We start from the raw sequence: 16,544 nt of genomic DNA on the forward strand, positions 1-16,544 counted from the left end.
CTAGGTAGACCGAAGTACCTAGGGTCGTTTGAGCTTCAAAATGCTAGATAAGCTCTTAACTTTGACGCATCACACAAAACACGCTGCATTGCACCATCTGTCTAAATAAGCTTGTTACGGATGTGGATCACCGCCGCTTCTGCAACGATAACCACTGCAAAAATACTCACCAATACCATCGACACTTTTTGCCACTCGAAAAGGTTCTGCGCATCGTTTAGCACCACACCAATACCACCAGCGCCCACCAAACCTAGTACCGCAGACTCACGCACGTTGATGTCCCAACGGAATAACACGATTGAGTAGAACGCAGGCATCACTTGTGGCCAATACCCTTTCAGCAGAATACTCATCCACGAAGCGCCCGTTGCGCGTAAAGCTTCAATAGGCCCCATGTTCACTTCGGCAATGGCTTCCGCTAACAGCTTCCCTACAAAGCCGATACTGCGAATTGCAATTGCCATGATGCCTGCGAGAACACCGGGGCCAAACAGTGCGATAAACAGTAGTGCCCATACCAATGAATTCACGGAACGTGAAGACACGAGGAAGAATTGAGCAACCCAGTTCAACGCTTTATTTGGAGTAATGTTTGGTGCATTCAACAACGCCAAAGGAATCGCAAACACCAAAGTAAACAGTGTGCCCAACGTCGCGATATGTAAGGTTTCAATCATTGCAGCGTGGATCGATTCTGGGTAGAAGCCGTAGTCCATTGGCACCATTCGCTCGAACATATCCGCAAATTGAGCGGGCGCGTCATAAAGGAACTCAGGAATCACTTCCACCGTCTGCCAAGACCACACGATGGCACACACAAGACTAAGGTAAACGGCAAATCGAGCCACACGTTCGTTGGGTGTAAAGCGCTGCCACTCTCTATCGATAGATGCAGTTGTCATTAGAAGATTCTCCTAACAATGTTGGAAAGAAATTCACCGACCAGAATCAGTGCGATAATGGTGATCAAGATAGCGGCAACGAAGTCGTAATCGAAACGTTGGAAGGCAGAGAAAAGTGTCCCGCCAAGGCCGCCCGCACCTACGATGCCCACCATGGTTGAGTTACGTAAATTCGAGTCCAACTGGTAGCTAGCGAAGCCAATAAAACGAGTAAACACCTGCGGCATCACGGCATACAGAATCACACTGATGAAGTTAGCGCCGGTCGCTTTAATTGCTTCAACCGGTTTAAAAGAAATCTCCTCAATCGCTTCTGCAAACAACTTGGCGATAAAGCCAATCGATGCGAACACCAAGGTCAAGATCCCAGCCAGAGCACCAAAGCCCACCGCTTTCACAAACAAGATGGCGATGATCACTGGGTGAAAAGAACGGCACAATGCAATAAAACCACGGATTGGTGTTGATACAATTGACGGCATCATGTTTCTCGCTGCAAGCAAGCCTAAAAATAGCGAGATAACGATGCCGAAGAAACTTGAGATAATCGCGATCTGTAAGCTCTCTGCTAAACCACTTAACAGCAAACTAGTACGCGAAAAATCAGGCGGAAACATTCTAGATAGTAATCGCTCACTTTCACCAAAGCCGATGATCAAACGATCAAACGTTAGCCCTAATGTCGAAAAGCTGTAGAACAGGTAAGCAATAATGCCAGCGATAATCGCACGGTTCGTCCATGACACCTTGAACGGGTTTTCGTGCTTCGCTGGCGACTGGTTTGACGGTACGCTTGGCGATGAACTTGGGTTTAATCCAGCCATGATTCACCCCCATAGATAATTTTTAGATCTTCCTCAGAAATACCTTCAGGGCTACCGTCATAATGTACCTTACCATTACACATGCCAATGATACGTTTAGCATAACGCTTAGCTAGGTTCACATCGTGAATGTTCACCAATACTGGAATATTTTTCTGCTCAGCGAAAGTTTCCATCAACTCCATGATCTCAACCGCAGTTTTTGGGTCGAGTGATGACGTTGGTTCGTCAGCAAGAAGAATGTAAGGGTCTTGCATCACCGCACGAGCGATACCGACACGCTGTCTTTGCCCGCCAGACAAGCTGTCAGCACGTTGGTTAGCAAAGTCTTGCAGGCCAACAAATTCCAGTAACTCAAACGCTTTTGCTAAATCTTCAGCTGAGTAATTACGACGCCACGCATTCCAAGCGGTCATGTAACCCAGACGACCACTCAACACGTTCTCGATAACCGTTAAACGCTCTACCAAGTTGTACTCTTGAAATACCATGCCGATATGACGGCGCTGTTTACGAAGTGCTTGGCCTTTTAGTTGAGTCAGGTCTGCGCCATCAAAAATAATCTCCCCTTGGCTTGGGTCGTTAAGGCGGTTGATACAGCGTAGAAGTGTACTTTTACCTGTACCGGATGGGCCGATAATCGCGATAATGCCTGGCTCATCGATATCAATATTAATGCCTTTAAGGATTGGCTTGCCTGCCACATATTCGTGGAAAAGGTTGTTGATCTTTATTCCTTCATAGCTTGCTACGGCCATACTGCATTTCCTTGTGCGAATTTTAGAATGATCTATGCCCTACCCGCGAGGGCATAGATTTTAGTTGAGGTAAGTGTTTTTAAAGGACTAAGCCTTTCTAAAACTTAATCTTTTAACAGAGAGAAGAGTTAACCGTTGTTTGCTTGTTTCGCTAGCTCAGCGGCTTTTTTCTTTGCGCGTTTAGCGGCGTCTTTTTCAGCCAGTTTTTTCAGACCTGCTTTGGTATAAGCCGTACCTGTCGCATGGGCAATGTCACGAATCACGTCCCACTCTTCTTTGTAGCTGATTGGCGAGAAACGGTCTGCACCTTTGAATGATGCACTCATCTCTGGAGTAAAGCGGTAGCTAAAGAAAGCTTCGTTAATCTTCTCTACTAGCTCTGGCTTTAAATTATAAGCGTAACCGAAAGCAGACGTTGGGAAACGCGGGCTGCGGTAGATGATCTTCAGTTCAGAATCGTCGACACGGCCAGCAGCCACCATACGATCGTATACATCAGATGCCACAGGTGCTGCATCATAGTCTCCGTTGAATACACCGAGAATCGACTGGTCATGCTTACCCGAGTAAAGTACTTTGTAGTCTTCATCTGGCACTAACCCTTTAGCAGGGAATAGTGCACGAGGAGCTAGGTTGCCAGAGTTTGATGATGCAGAAGTGTGTGCAACCTTTTTGCCTTTCAGATCAGACATTTTGTTAATGCCGCTGTCTTTTCGCACGATAGTAATTAGGTTGTAGCCTTGAAAACCAGACTCATCGCCTTTCACTGCAATTGGAACGTAACCTGCTAGGTTAACTGCGTAGCCTGTTGGACCCGTAGAGAAACCAGCAACGTGCAGTCGACCAGAACGCATCGCTTCTACTTGCGCTGAGTTCGAGTGCACCGTGTAGTAGATCACTCGCTTACCCGTGATCTTGCTTAAGTGAGCTTGGAAGTCGGCAAACGCATCTTTGTATAACGCAGGATCTTCTACCGGGGTGTAGGTAAACACAAGTGTGCTTGGATCATTCCACTCATCTGGGTTCTTTGGTGAATCTGCCACTAAATCTTGGTTTTCATCACAGTATCGATCGTCTAACACACCACGGCTAGAGCAGTCGCTTGCCATAGCCATTGAAGGAAGTAGCAATGAGCTAGCGATTAACAGTCCTTTAACACTGATTTTCATATTCAAACCTTACTTTTACTTATTGTTGAAAGTCGCCTTCACTATTGCAGCCTTTATGCCATATTTTTATTTATTTAAATTCAACAACTTAATGAAGAAGTCAAATTCAACAAACTATTTTGAGTCATTCATGTCCAACCCAAAAGATTACATTTGGGTCATTTCTGTCCCATCAATTTTAACGGTAAAAAAAGAGCCCGGAGGCTCTTTGGTTCACTACTTCTTCTCTTATTATTCTTCAATAATCCAGATAACTTAGGCGTCGCTGTCCATGCAGTTTGCGTAGTAAGTGACCGTTGCAGGCCAGTCACTGAATACGCCCATCACACCTACATCTTGTGCCAGTACATCGAGCATTTTCATCATATCGCCATCATTGTTTATGCCATCTTTCACACTCTTGTAGTACCAACCGCCTCCTTGCGCGAGTGGGCCTGAACGCTCAAGTGTCCATGCGATAATCTCAAGATCTGCATCCTTAGCAAGCTTCGCGTAGTTTGACGCAACCAATTCGTTATTCTTGTCTAGCTCAACCAAAGCAAACAGAGGTGGCGCGATGATATTCACACCCGCATCGTGCAGCTCTTTCATGTTCTCCACAGACGCAACAAAGTCCGCTTGCTCATAAACACGGTCATCAAGATAAACGGCTTGTTTTCCGAACTTCGGTGTTTCTTTGATCCAATACTTCACATCATCCAAGTTGAATGACTGTAGGTAAGTCTCTGAAGGCTCAAAACCTGCCTCTTTCAGTTCATCCACTAGCTTTTGCGCGTACATTTCTTGGCTGAAACCATTGAAAGGCATTTCGACCGCTGCTGATTTCAGTTCAGGCGTTACCTTCACGCCGTGCTCTTTAAATAGTGCTGCACTTTCTGCGTGCGTCATCAGTGTCCCTGTTTGGCTGTAAAGGTCAGTTCTCCAACCCGGTGTGCCATTCATGTACTCTTCGACAGTGGTCGCTTTCGGATTCGCGCCATCCATTTTCCCTTTGAGCGTCTTAAACTCTGCCAACGTGAAATCAGAAGTACGACACTCAACCTGAGCATCTTCACCTGTCGCTGGGTTCGCTGGTTTAAATGGAACTGAACATTTCTTAGCGAGATCAGGGTGTGCCAAGACATCTGTTGTGGTGTGCAGATCACTTTGCGAGTGACGGCATACCAACGCTTTATCTTTAGTAAAAGTGACATCACACTCAACGACACCCGCCCCCATCTGAATCGCCGCTAAGTAAGATTCCTTAGTGTGCTCAGGAAACTGCATTGCAGCTCCGCGGTGCCCAATAGAAAAATCGCTACGATGAAAAGGCCCTTCGCTACAACTCAGCAGCTTGGTTTTCAAAGGGCTCTCATCCATATTGTTGACTAAAAAGAGGGGACGAGGTCCTAGGTTTGCTGACTCTGTAGCTGCCCATGCTGTCATTGAGCTAACGCCAATTATCAGAGCAATCGAACCTTTCAGTATTTGCTTCATGTTTATATCTCCTTGCAACAAGCAATTATTTTTCTAATTTCCTTAATCCGGTCATTTCTACTTTCTGTTAGATGACCTCATGTGGGCTGATGCCACAATGTAGGGATTGCACGCTTTGTGCCAAATATTAAAACTCTTTTATTACAATTACTTGAAACCGTTAGTCATTCAACTAAATGATAAATGGGTCATTGTTGTCTTGTGCTTTTTTCTTCTGGTTTTGGCTTTAATTTGCTACTTGATAACCAACTTCGCGAGTTAAGCCTTGAAGCTCTCTTTATCTAATTGATGTTTCTTCATTTTTCGATAAAGCGTTTTACGTGGTAGATTCAGCTTGCTCGATACCTCATTGATATTGCCAGCACTCTCTATCAACGCTTCGGTCAGTACATTTCTCTCGTACTGCTCCATCTGCTTTTCAAAGGCGAAGTCTTCTCCTATTGATTCACAAATTGGCGATTGAAGATCAAAGCCATCTCCCACAATACCGAGCACAAATCGATCGGCAACATTGCGTAATTCACGTACGTTCCCAGGCCATTCGTGTCGACACAACTGCTGTATCTGCTCAGGGTAAATCGTTGATGGGCGTGTCTTGTATTTATGGCTCGCTTGAATCACAAAATGACGGAACAACACCTGAATGTCCTCCTTGCGTTGGCGCAGCGCCGGAAGATTTAAGCTCGCAATGTTGAGGCGATAGAAGAGATCGGCTCTGAATTGACCGGATTCACTGAGGCTTGCGAGATCTGCTTTACTCGCGGCAACCACCACAATATCGACAGGTATCAATTCATTACCGCCCACACGCTCGATCACTCGTTCTTGAATCACGCGTAGCAACTTAATCTGCACTGCAATCGGCATACTTTCAATTTCATCGAGAAACAGAGTGCCACCATTGGCTTGTTCTATTTTTCCGATGCGTTTCTTATTGGCACTGGTAAACGAGCCCGCTTCATGACCAAACAGCTCACTCTCAATAATGCTCTCTGTCATGCCACCACAGTTTATTGCGACAAACGGCTTTGCCTTGCGACGACTAAACTGATGCAAGGCGCGAGCAATCACCTCTTTGCCAGTTCCAGTTTCACCATTAATGATGGTATCGACGCCAGTATAAGAGAGCGCAAGCACTTGCTTACGTATGGTGTCCATCGCTTGGGATTGCCCGATAACCACAGATTCAATCGGTAGTTCTGTATCCTGATCGTCGTCTAACGTTGCAGGGCTGTTGTGCTGACACTGTGCCAACGCCAAATCGAGCTTTTCCACCAGCTCACTGGCGTTAAGAGGCTTTTCTAGAAAATCGAACGCACCCAACTTCATCGCCTCGATTGCCATCGGAATATCACCATGCCCGCTCATCAGTAATACCGGAATATTGGCTGCGCGATGTTGGATTGAGCTCAACAACGTAAGCCCGTCCACTTGTGGCATCCGCACATCACACAACACCACCGACTGACTGTTTGCTTTGAGGGACTTTAGGCCAAGGTTTGGGTCAGTAAAGCTCGTGACACTAAAACCCTCGAGTTCCAACATTTCACTCACGGCTTCAACGACGTCGGTTTCATCGTCGATAAGAACTATGTGTTTTTCTGAAGTCATGAGTCTGTGCCTTTTGGTAGAGTGACGATAAAAGTGGTGCCTTGGTGTTCAACCGATTCGACGTGAATCGAGCCGCCAAAGTCTTTAATTATGTTGTATGCAATAGACAAACCGAGTCCGAGTCCTTTGCCTGTGGTCTTGCGGGTATAAAACGGATCAAACAGATAAGGAATATCTTCTTCAGGTATCCCTAATCCATTGTCTTTAACTGATATCTGAATGGTATTCAGGTGCTCTTGAGTGGAGATGTTAAGCTGAGGCAGAGCTCTATGTTCAACGGCATCCAACGCATTACTGATCAAATTCACCAACACCTGCTCCAAGCGAATGCTATTGGCTCGAACCATTTGATCGCTTTGTGGCGTATAATGAATCAACACCCTACTTTGCCGAGTTTCAAAGAGGTCGATCGCATCACCAATAACCGTATCCACCTCGACGTTATCAATTTTGCCGTCACTCTTGCACGAGAATGCCTTCAAGTGACGTGTAATCGCAGCCACTTTATCTAGTAAGATCTCGATCTTTTTCAGGTTCTCTTCTGCTCTGTCTGGCCTTTGCTTACCTAACCATAATTGAGCACTTCGAACGTGACTGTTCACGGCCGTTAATGGTTGATTGATCTCGTGAGTAATACCCACACTTAACTGCCCCAACGCGGCCAGTTTTCCAGCTTGAATGAGCTCGTCTTGAGTAACACGCAGCTTGGCCTCGGCTAAGGTACGCTCTTCCACCTCAGCCTCCAATTTGCGGTTGGTTTGCTTTACGACTTTGGCTGTGGTTTGAAATACCTTTAGGTACTTCGCCATTTGCGTCACTTCATCTTTGCCACGAATCGCGACTTCGGTATCTAAGTGGCCAGTCGAAATCGCGAACATGTTGTCTTTCAGCTGTAATAGCCTTTCTAAAATACTCTTGCGCACGTAGAACCATGAGATAGCTGCGGCAGCTAACACACTAAAAAGAGAGAGAAAAAGTGACAAACGTTGGTTCGATTGCAAAGAGTGTTGCGCCTGCTGAATCGACTGATCAATATTGCGGTTCACTTGGCTGGTGTTACGCTCGATTTGCACTGTTAACTGATTCAAATGCTCACGGCTGTTTTGCAGGAAATACTGCTCTTGGTAAAGATGATCGAGCGCTTTGTTTTTCAGCCCATACAAGCTGCTATCACTTGAGGCTAGGTTGTAAATTACGGTGAGTTGGTGATCTAATTGGGGAAATTTGCTTCTTAAATCACCATTTACCCAAAGCTGCCACCACTCTTCTCCAACCTGCCCTAGTCGTAAGCTAGTGTAATCCAACTCATTAAAGCTAGAGTCGTTATACAGCTTTTCGACCAAGCCTAATTGGTAATACAGCAGGGATTTTAACTGCGTGTATTGGATCTGGTCTTTGGCTGATTCAGGTAAACTATCGAGTGAATCACTGGCTTGTTGCAATAGAGGATAAAAGCCTTCAAGCAAATTACGAAGTTCTTGATTGAGTTGTTCTGACTCAATCTCACTTTGATACAACAGGCTCAGACTATTATTAACTTGGGCGATAAGATCTTTAAAGTAGGCGTGATAATCAGGGAATTGAACCATAACGCTATTCATTACTGATATAGCCTCTTCAATTTTAAGCATCGCCTGTTTGCGCTCTAAATTGGATTCTGCGTCACTGAGTTGTGATGAGGTGGTGATAATCACTCGCACCATGTCGTTCAAGCGAGCAGCGTTATCTAAAGCAGGGATTTCACTCTCTTTTAGCTCAACAAGGCGTTGATTTAGGTTATCAAAAGTGAAACTGGAGACGACCGAAAGGAAGATGGTGGTCATCGATAACATGGCCAACGCCAACACCAAACGCAGCTCTATGCCTTTCCAGCCGAACCACTTACGACGCGGAATCTTGATCGGAAATGGACGTTCAAAACGGTCCTTGTTGTCTATCACCTCTGAGACACGACTACTCACTCGCCCCACCTTCTTCTCATCAAAAACCAACAGTAAAGGTCAATGATTCAATCAGTTAGGTGGTTAGCCCGACTTAAAGCCACTTCAAATAGTTTTAGTGAAACTATGAAAACAAGAGTAATCATTAACATTTCACATAAAACACCATAACAATTATTTTATAAACCCTAGGTTGTCTGTTTTGAGAGAGAAGAAAGTGACTTCGCCGACAGAAACGTGATTACTCTATCAATACAAAAAATCGCATAGGCATTCACCTATGCGATTTCATCAGTATCACTTCAATTTAGTGGTCGAGACTCAACGAGTTAAAGAATGATCATCCCATCTTGATAAGTCAGTGCTGGCGACACGTCTTGACCAAGTAATACAGGGCCATCGAGGTCGACGATTTCCGATTGCACCGCGATAGGCAGCGCTGCACGCATTGCCAGTGAAGTGCCAAGCATACAGCCAGACATCAGAGTAAAGCCAAGCCTTTGCGCTTCTTCGGCCAGTGCTAATGCTTCTGTCAAACCACCGGTTTTATCAAGCTTGATGTTGACCATTTCATACTTACCCAACAACGAAGACAGTTGAGAAGTGGTATGGCAGCTTTCATCAGCACACAGTGGGATAGGATGCTTGATGTGTGCCAGCGAGGCATCATGCTGTTGTGGTAAAGGTTGCTCAATCATCGCGATATCAAACTCAGTCAGCTGATTGAACAACTCTTCGAGGTTCAACCCTGTCCAAGCTTCATTGGCATCCAGTACAATTTTAACTTCTGGTGCTGCTTCTCGGACAGCGCGTACACGCTCTACTACTTGCTCACCATCAAGCTTAACTTTTAGAAGTTTCGCACCGTTCGCTACATAATCTCGAGCTTGAGTTGCCATCGCTTCTGGTGTGCCAATCGAGACTGTCATTGCGGTAACAATCTGCTTAGGTAACTCGAACAAGCTATTCGGAAAGATCTGGTCGTTCTGCTGCGCTTGATAATCCCAAAGCGCACAATCGATAGCATTACGCGCAGCGCCTCCGGTCAATGAAGACTGAAGATGATCTCGTAATTCTTCAGGGTCGCTCATGCCACGCTCAAAGGCCATTTCAAGAGAGCTAGCAGCTTGTTGAATTTGCGCCAGCACAGACTCCGATGACTCGCCATAGCGTGGGTAAGGCGTACACTCACCTTGCGCTTGTTTGCCGTCATGTTCAATGTAAACACGAACAACGTGACACTCAGTACGGCTGCCTCGAGATATTCGGAAAGGCGTTTGCATCGCGATAGTAATGGGTTCTGCTGTAATCTTCATAATTTCACTCGGTTGATGTTCGCTTTAACAAATGGAAACGTAGAAATGATGAAACCGTTAAAGTGAATGTCGCAAATGATCAGTAATATGTTGTACACCAAAACGAACTGGATCCGTCACTGGTACTTGATAAAGTGTGGCCCATTCTTGGCACAATACCTCAGCATCTTCAATGCTAATTGCTGATGTATTTAAACAGATGCCAACCAGTTGTACGTCCGAGTTCGTAAGTCGCGCAGCTTGCAAGTTAGCTTCAATGGTCTGTTCAATCGTTGGCAATTTCGCATGAGGAAGGTTGCGAATATGTGGTCGCCCTACTTCGTGACACAACACCAAAGCATCGGCTTGTGCACCATGCAATAAACCCAAACTCACGCCCGCAAAAGACGGATTGAACAATGAACCTTGGCCTTCAATGATGTCCCAATCGTGATTGGTAAATTCAGGGCTAATCGCTTCGACCGCGCCGGAAATAAAATCCGCAACCACAGCATCAATCGAAATTCCGCTGCCTTCAATCAAGATACCGGTCTGTCCTGTCGCTTTGAACTGAGCAGATGTTCCCGCTTGTTTAAGCGATTTTTCAATGGCCAACGCCGAAAACATTTTACCTACAGAGCAATCGGTACCGACCGTGAGAAGACGCTTACCTTGGCGAGACTTGCCATTACCAACATTCAGGTCACCATCAAAATGGCGTACATCATGAAGCTTAGTCAATCCTCGCTGTTGCATGTCAGCAAGCGGTGAAAATTCACTCAGTCGTTGGTGCATTCCAGATGCAATCTCAAATCCCATTTCTGCTGCTGCCAATATGGTTGGCTGCCACGAATCAGGAATAACACCGCCAGGGTTTGCTGTACCAATCACTAGCGTTTTCGCTCCCTGCGTTTGTGCCTCTTGTAAGGTCATATCCGTCAAACCAAGAGAAACTGTCTCTACTGTTAAACGCAGTTGGCCGAGACAGATTTCTGGTCGCCATTGGTGAATACCACGGGCTGTTTTTGCGGCCAATGGGTCAGTAACATCCCCAAGAAAAAGAAGGTAAGGTTGAGCGATAGACATAAGCATTCCTAATTAATAAGTCCTTGTATGGAATTACTTTAATTAAGAAGTTAAAGGCTGCCGAATACCTATTTATCGGCACCCTATAACCTTAGGTTATAGGGTAAATATTGCTCTTGAATGAAGTGATGAACTGCTTAACAGAAATAGACTGAGGAGTGTGCTCTGCGCAAAGTATAGAAACCGAGAATTGAATATCAGGTTGCAATGGCAACACACAAATCGACTCATCGTTTTGATAGTGCTCCGCAGTCCACGGGTCAACGATCGCAAACCCTGCTTGGTGCTTCACTAGTTCCGCCGCCGCGCTGTATCCACGTACAGACATCGGATGGTGATAATGCTCATCTCGCGCAATAAGGCTTTGATGTAACAGGAGGCCTAATGGATCGCGGCTATCAAGCCCGATGATTGGCAGCGGATAATTGATCAGATCATCTAGCGTTAATTCTGCCGGTAACTGCTCAACCGTATTGGATGGAACCAAAACCTTGAGTGACTCGGTTAAGAGCATTTCACTTAATATAGCCGGCGGCGCTTCATCGCCAAACGCGATAGCAATATCAAGCTCATGCTTTAACAACCCTGCACACAGTTCATCGCGATTGGCAGTCAGCAACTCAAAAGAGATCTCTTGTTCGCGAGACATTTGGGCTATTACCGGAGTCAGCAATTTAGTCGCCAGAATCGGTGGTGCACCAATACGCAGGTGCTGATGGCCTTGCTTGACTTTGTTGGTCAAAGAACGAAATTGACCCAGTTGTTGGTAGACCTTCTCCGCTTCCGGTAACAAAGTTTTCGCTTCAACCGTTGGTACTAAACGCCCTTTAACTCTTTCAAATAAACCAAACCCGAGTTGTTGCTCTGTGTGCGCTAGAATACGCGTCACGTTAGGTTGTGACACATGCAGATTACGTGCGGCTCCAGATACGGTGCCGGTCTGCATAATGGCGTAGAAGACTTCCAACTGTCTTAGGTTCACATTAATGTCCTTGTGGTTCACGAAACAAGTTTAGGCTTGGTTTTCTGGTATTGGCTAAGCTGCTTATCGATCTAACTAGCTTTTTAGCTTTTTACGTGAGTCTATTTTAGTAGCTCAGTTATCGCAGGTTGAAGTACCTCAGCCCAAACTTGATAAGCTTTAGCATTCAAATGCAGGTCATCACACGAGTATTCATTCGACAGAAGCTGATTAGGCGACAAAACTGAATTCACATCTAAGAACGCAATGCCTTGCTGAGAACAGTACTCGCTTACCTTTCTATTGAGCAGTTCAACCGACGGATTCAAACCTTGCAGTTTGGATCCAACATAAAGCGTTGATTGCACCAAGATTCGAATATCGTTTTCTTGCCACACCTTAAGCATATCAATGTAGTTCTGGTAGATATGGTCGACATCATAACCCTGAGCTAAATCGTTTATCCCTGCCATAAAGCACACCAGTTTTGGCTTCACATTCAAGGTGGTATCAATGCGGCGCAACATCCCCGTTGTGGTATCGCCTGCTAGGCCACGATTGACCATTGAGACATCACGGAAAATATCCGCCCACGGAGCCCACTCGGTGATCGAGTCACCAAACATCACTAAATCTGCGTTTGGAGAAAAATGACGATGGTTGTCAGATGTCATGATGTAACGACTCATGCTGTGGCCTCGTTGTTGAATCTCAGACTGAAGAGCGACTGCCTTGAGGATGTCACTGTCCGGTGTGGTGCTATCAAATTGAGCCAACAACCCTTCAATGTGAGGCTTAAAAGGGCTAAGACGAGTACTCAGTTGATGGTGTTCTTTAAGGGAAGATAGCTTTTCTAGTAATGCATACAAAGAGCGGTTTTGACCAACTTCTTGGAATAACTGATACAGATCGAGGACAGGATTTTGTTGTAGCGCGGCAAGTAATTGCATGTCTTCCATAGTGTTATCTAACCCTTCAATTATCTAGTGATGAACCAAAGATAATATCCGATTGCGTACGGGATAGATAACACTAGAAGCCGAGATTTACTTTTCTTTGATTAGCAGATGATTACGATTATCACGGCTTTTCTTAATCAGCTCGTTGCTCTCATCCATTTCATCGGATTTCGCAAGGCGATCATAAAGCAACACGTTCACCGTCGCAGCCAAGTTCATGCAGCCCACCGTTGGAACGTACACAACGTGATCCGCTCTATCGGCAACATCTTGAGAAATAGAACCATCTTCAGGGCCAAAGATATAGATAGCGTTTTCTGGGTGTTTAAAACGCGGCAGTGGTGTTGCACCTTCTGCTAGTTCCACACAAACGATCTTAGTTTCAGGATCAAGATTATCTAAAAACGACTCAACACCGGTCAACGGGATGGTTCGCGCAGCACTCTTGGTATCGGTGTGAAATTTAGCGGCTTTTTCGTAGCGTTGCCCTGTGTATTTAACTTCGTCGACTTGGTAACAACCAGCCGCACGCATAACAGCACCAACGTTTGTCGGGCTCTTTGGGTTAGTTAAACCAATAGTCACATGGCTTTTGTTCATGAATCTTTCTCACTTAACGAATAGACATAGCAGGGTGCTACAAAGCGTCGCATTCTAACAAAGCAGAGTCGAATTCAAAAGCATCGATACAAACTCACTTTTTCGCCCTTAAGCCTCTAGTTGCAAGGCTTCTCACAAAAAAATCTAACCGTCATCATATTTATAAAACAAAAACACGCTAGGGTAACAATTAAACAACAAGCCCATTTACATTTTGAAACCACATTAATAATGTGTTGAAAATTGCATGAGACAATCACACAGGAAGCGTGACATGACCCTAACCATCAAAAACCGCCTTTATATTCTCTCTTTCATTCCACTGCTATTGATGGCAATCGGGATGATGAGCGTGACGTATATGAAGAGCACCGAGCTAACCGCACAACAAGTAGAATCGACGCGTAGCAATATGATGGCGATGAAAGAAAAGGAACTCAAAGCGTATCTGCAAATGGCTCAATCTTCTATCAGCCCGTTCTTGGAAAGAGGTGCAACATTAGAAGAAGCCTTACCGACATTAAGAACACTCGAATATGGCGAGTCTGGCTACATCTTTGGCTACGACTCTAAAGGCGTTCGAGTGGTTGTTGGACAAAATAACGATGGCATTGGTAAAAACTATTACGACCTACAAGACAAAAAAGGCAATTACCTGATTCGCGACCTAATCAAGAACTCGAAGCTTGGCGAATTCACCACCTACTACTTCCCAAAACTTGGTCAATCTGAAGCCTTACCAAAACTGAGCTACTCGATATTCATCCCACAATGGGATTTGATGCTGGGCACTGGTTTTTATACTGACGACATTGATGCAGTCATCGCAGAAATGAAAGAGAGTTCAAATGCAGCACTTCAAAGTTCACTGACTGCTATCGCCCTTTTCTGTGGCTTGATCGCCCTAGTGGTTGCCGTGTTCGCAGTAGCAGTTAACCGTACCATCATGAAGCCGCTAGAACAGTTTGATCATTCAATTAGCGCATTCGCAAGTGGCGAAGCTGACTTAACTGCACGAATGGAAACCTTCAAAGCGCCAGAGTTCACTAAACTGAGCGAGAACTTCAATGCCTTTGTAGCAAGCCTGCAAACCATCATTCGCAGCGTAAGCGATGTGGGCCAGCAAGTGGTAGCCGAAACATCTAGCATGTCTTCTCGCGCCGCGCAGGTCGACGAAATTGCCACAGGTCAACGTGAAGAAACAGAGCAAGTTGCAACTGCGATGACTGAGATGACAACGACTGCGCAAGAGATCTCAAGCAACGCAAGCCAAGCGGCCGATTCAGCCAAGCTTGCCGAAGGCAACGCAAAAGAAGCGCAGCAAATAGTAAACGCAGCTGCCGATTCGGTTGCAGGCCTGGCGAGCGAAGTATCAGAAGCCAACACAGTGGTATCGCGCTTAGAAGGCGATGTGCAGAATATCTCCTCTTCGTTGGCGGTAATTCAAGACATTGCAGAGCAAACCAATCTACTCGCATTGAATGCAGCAATTGAAGCGGCTCGAGCAGGTGAACAAGGTCGTGGGTTCGCAGTTGTTGCGGATGAGGTTCGTAAGCTGGCAAGCCGAACTCAAGAGAGCACGGGCGACATTCACAAGATGATTGAGCAGCTCAAAGCCGCTTCAGACGCCGCGGTAAAAGCAATGGATTCAAGCCAAAACCGTAGTGCTCAAACGGTGGAAGAAGCAAACGCTGCTGCCGCGGCGCTGGCGAAAATCCAAGAGTCAATCGATACCATCATGGACATGAACTCGCTTATTGCTACAGCAACTGAACAGCAAAATATTGTGGGCCAAGAGATATCTCAACGCATTGTGGTGATTTCAGATCAAAGCTCGCAATCGGCTGCACTAGCAAACCAAAACCGTGCAGGTAGCCAAAACCTCAACAGTCGTGCCAATGAGCTGTACCACTTGGTGGATCGCTTCACAGTCTAATGTCGAGCAGGTGAACACTCCTCAACGTTCAAAGCTATCCTCTCTAAAGTAATCAGGCTTCAGAATCTCTATTCTGAAGCCCGTTTTTTATCGGTGGAGGCTTTAGGTCATAAACTAATCCAACTGCTCAGAAAGGAAGTCCACCAGCAAGCGTACCTTAGAAGATAAGTTACGATTCTGTGGATAAAGTGCCCAAATACCCTCTTTGTCATCACGATAATCAGACAACACTTCAACCAACTCACCAGACTCAAGGTCTTCACTCACATAATATTCTGGTAATTGCACTAAACCGATGCTTTGCTTGGCTGCATCTAGCAAAGCCAAACCACTATTGCACTTGATACGTCCATTAACTCGCACTGCTCGTGGGCGTTTGTTTTCTTTAAAACGCCAATGCTCAAAGCCACCCACTAGACATTGGTGGTTACTCAGCTCCGAGAGTGTATGAGGCTCACCATAGCGTTCGATGTACTCAGGGCTAGCACACACATAAAGTTGTCGTTGAGATAGCTTTTTGGCTACGAGGCTAGAATCTTCTAATCGACCGAGACGAATTGCTACATCAACACCTGAGTCGATAAGATCAAGCTTTTGGTTTGTTAACATAAGTTCTAGTTCAACTTGCGGATACAGTTTTAAAAACTTATGCAGAATCGGAGCCAGTTGACGTTCACCATAAGTCACTGGTGCCGTGACTTTCAAAAGCCCTTTTGGGGTGGATTGCATTTGAGTAACAGCAAGCTCAGCAATTTCTAATCCTTCAACCAATAATTTACATTGTTGGTAATAAAGTTGTCCGGCTTCAGTTAGAGAGACTTTACGTGTAGTTCGATTCAATAGTTTGACCGCTAGGCGCTCTTCTAAGTTAGCCACTCTTCGGCTGATTTGAGCAACTGACGTAGCAAGCTTCTGCGCCGCTCCCGTAAAGCTTTCACGCTCCGCCACGGCAACAAACTCACTTACCCCTTCCCAATTGGCCATACTTTTACCCTATGTTTAACGATGGTTACCCATACAGTGT

At 45.6% G+C, this 16,544-nt stretch carries 14 protein-coding genes; 1 reads left to right on the forward strand and 13 read right to left on the reverse strand.

Translation table 11 applies throughout. From position 1 onward, the window contains the following. Positions 1–101 precede the first annotated feature (101 nt). The 12 genes from phnE (AB8613_RS17020) to AB8613_RS17075 form a co-directional block, all read right to left on the reverse strand. Positions 102–905: a phosphonate ABC transporter, permease protein PhnE gene (gene phnE, locus AB8613_RS17020; protein ID WP_146490350.1), complete on the reverse strand. Its 804-nt coding sequence runs from the start codon at positions 903–905 to the stop codon at positions 102–104. Next, on the reverse strand, positions 905–1,729 hold the full coding sequence (gene phnE / locus AB8613_RS17025; protein ID WP_146490349.1) for a phosphonate ABC transporter, permease protein PhnE: 825 nt from the start codon (positions 1,727–1,729) through the stop codon (positions 905–907). Before phnE (AB8613_RS17025) ends, phnE (AB8613_RS17020) begins: the two co-directional genes overlap by 1 nt. Then, complete coding sequence (phnC, locus tag AB8613_RS17030; RefSeq protein ID WP_060981091.1) at positions 1,717–2,487, reverse strand: phosphonate ABC transporter ATP-binding protein; 771 nt, start codon at positions 2,485–2,487, stop codon at positions 1,717–1,719. Before phnC ends, phnE (AB8613_RS17025) begins: the two co-directional genes overlap by 13 nt. A 128-nt stretch (positions 2,488–2,615) precedes the next feature. Beyond that, positions 2,616–3,656 carry a phosphate/phosphite/phosphonate ABC transporter substrate-binding protein gene (gene phnD / locus AB8613_RS17035; protein WP_372385302.1) on the reverse strand — a complete coding sequence of 347 codons (1,041 nt, stop codon included), beginning with the start codon at positions 3,654–3,656 and terminating at the stop codon, positions 2,616–2,618. A 255-nt stretch (positions 3,657–3,911) separates the two neighbouring features. Then, on the reverse strand, positions 3,912–5,132 hold the full coding sequence (locus tag AB8613_RS17040; protein ID WP_215402906.1) for a glycerophosphodiester phosphodiesterase family protein: 1,221 nt from the start codon (positions 5,130–5,132) through the stop codon (positions 3,912–3,914). A gap of 258 nt (positions 5,133–5,390) precedes the next feature. Next, the gene (locus AB8613_RS17045) at positions 5,391–6,743 is read right to left on the reverse strand and encodes a sigma-54-dependent transcriptional regulator (protein ID WP_372385303.1); all 1,353 of its coding nucleotides are present in this window, start codon (positions 6,741–6,743) and stop codon (positions 5,391–5,393) included. After that, a complete protein-coding gene (locus tag AB8613_RS17050) occupies positions 6,740–8,713 on the reverse strand; it encodes an ATP-binding protein (protein WP_371713966.1) in 1,974 nt (657 codons plus the stop codon). The genes AB8613_RS17045 and AB8613_RS17050 overlap by 4 nt, the downstream gene beginning before the upstream one ends. A 299-nt stretch (positions 8,714–9,012) precedes the next feature. Next, the gene (gene dgcA, locus AB8613_RS17055; RefSeq protein ID WP_372385304.1) at positions 9,013–9,999 is read right to left on the reverse strand and encodes an N-acetyl-D-Glu racemase DgcA; all 987 of its coding nucleotides are present in this window, start codon (positions 9,997–9,999) and stop codon (positions 9,013–9,015) included. 57 nt (positions 10,000–10,056) lie between these two features. Next, positions 10,057–11,064, reverse strand: coding sequence for an N-acetyltransferase DgcN (dgcN, locus tag AB8613_RS17060; protein ID WP_371713952.1), 1,008 nt, complete (start codon positions 11,062–11,064; stop codon positions 10,057–10,059). Between the two features lie 91 nt (positions 11,065–11,155). Further along, positions 11,156–12,046 (reverse strand): LysR family transcriptional regulator, encoded by an 891-nt coding sequence (locus AB8613_RS17065; RefSeq protein ID WP_372385305.1) that lies wholly within the window; start codon positions 12,044–12,046, stop codon positions 11,156–11,158. 101 nt (positions 12,047–12,147) lie between these two features. Continuing rightward, entirely contained in the window at positions 12,148–12,984 is an 837-nt protein-coding gene (locus tag AB8613_RS17070; RefSeq protein WP_372385306.1) for an SGNH/GDSL hydrolase family protein, read from the reverse strand. Between the two features lie 87 nt (positions 12,985–13,071). Continuing rightward, a complete protein-coding gene (locus AB8613_RS17075; RefSeq protein ID WP_017061674.1) occupies positions 13,072–13,584 on the reverse strand; it encodes an RNA methyltransferase in 513 nt (170 codons plus the stop codon). 274 nt (positions 13,585–13,858) lie between these two features. On the opposite strand from AB8613_RS17075, the gene AB8613_RS17080 reads away from it, so the two are divergent. Further along, positions 13,859–15,520 carry a methyl-accepting chemotaxis protein gene (locus AB8613_RS17080; RefSeq protein ID WP_285954718.1) on the forward strand — a complete coding sequence of 554 codons (1,662 nt, stop codon included), beginning with the start codon at positions 13,859–13,861 and terminating at the stop codon, positions 15,518–15,520. Positions 15,521–15,634: 114 nt separating this feature from the next. Here AB8613_RS17080 and AB8613_RS17085 read toward each other — a convergent pair whose 3' ends face one another. Further along, positions 15,635–16,504, reverse strand: coding sequence for a LysR family transcriptional regulator (locus tag AB8613_RS17085; protein WP_060981068.1), 870 nt, complete (start codon positions 16,502–16,504; stop codon positions 15,635–15,637). Positions 16,505–16,544: the final 40 nt, after the last annotated feature.

Source organism: Vibrio sp. BS-M-Sm-2 (genome assembly GCF_041504345.1).
Lineage (GTDB): Bacteria > Pseudomonadota > Gammaproteobacteria > Enterobacterales > Vibrionaceae > Vibrio > Vibrio satsumensis.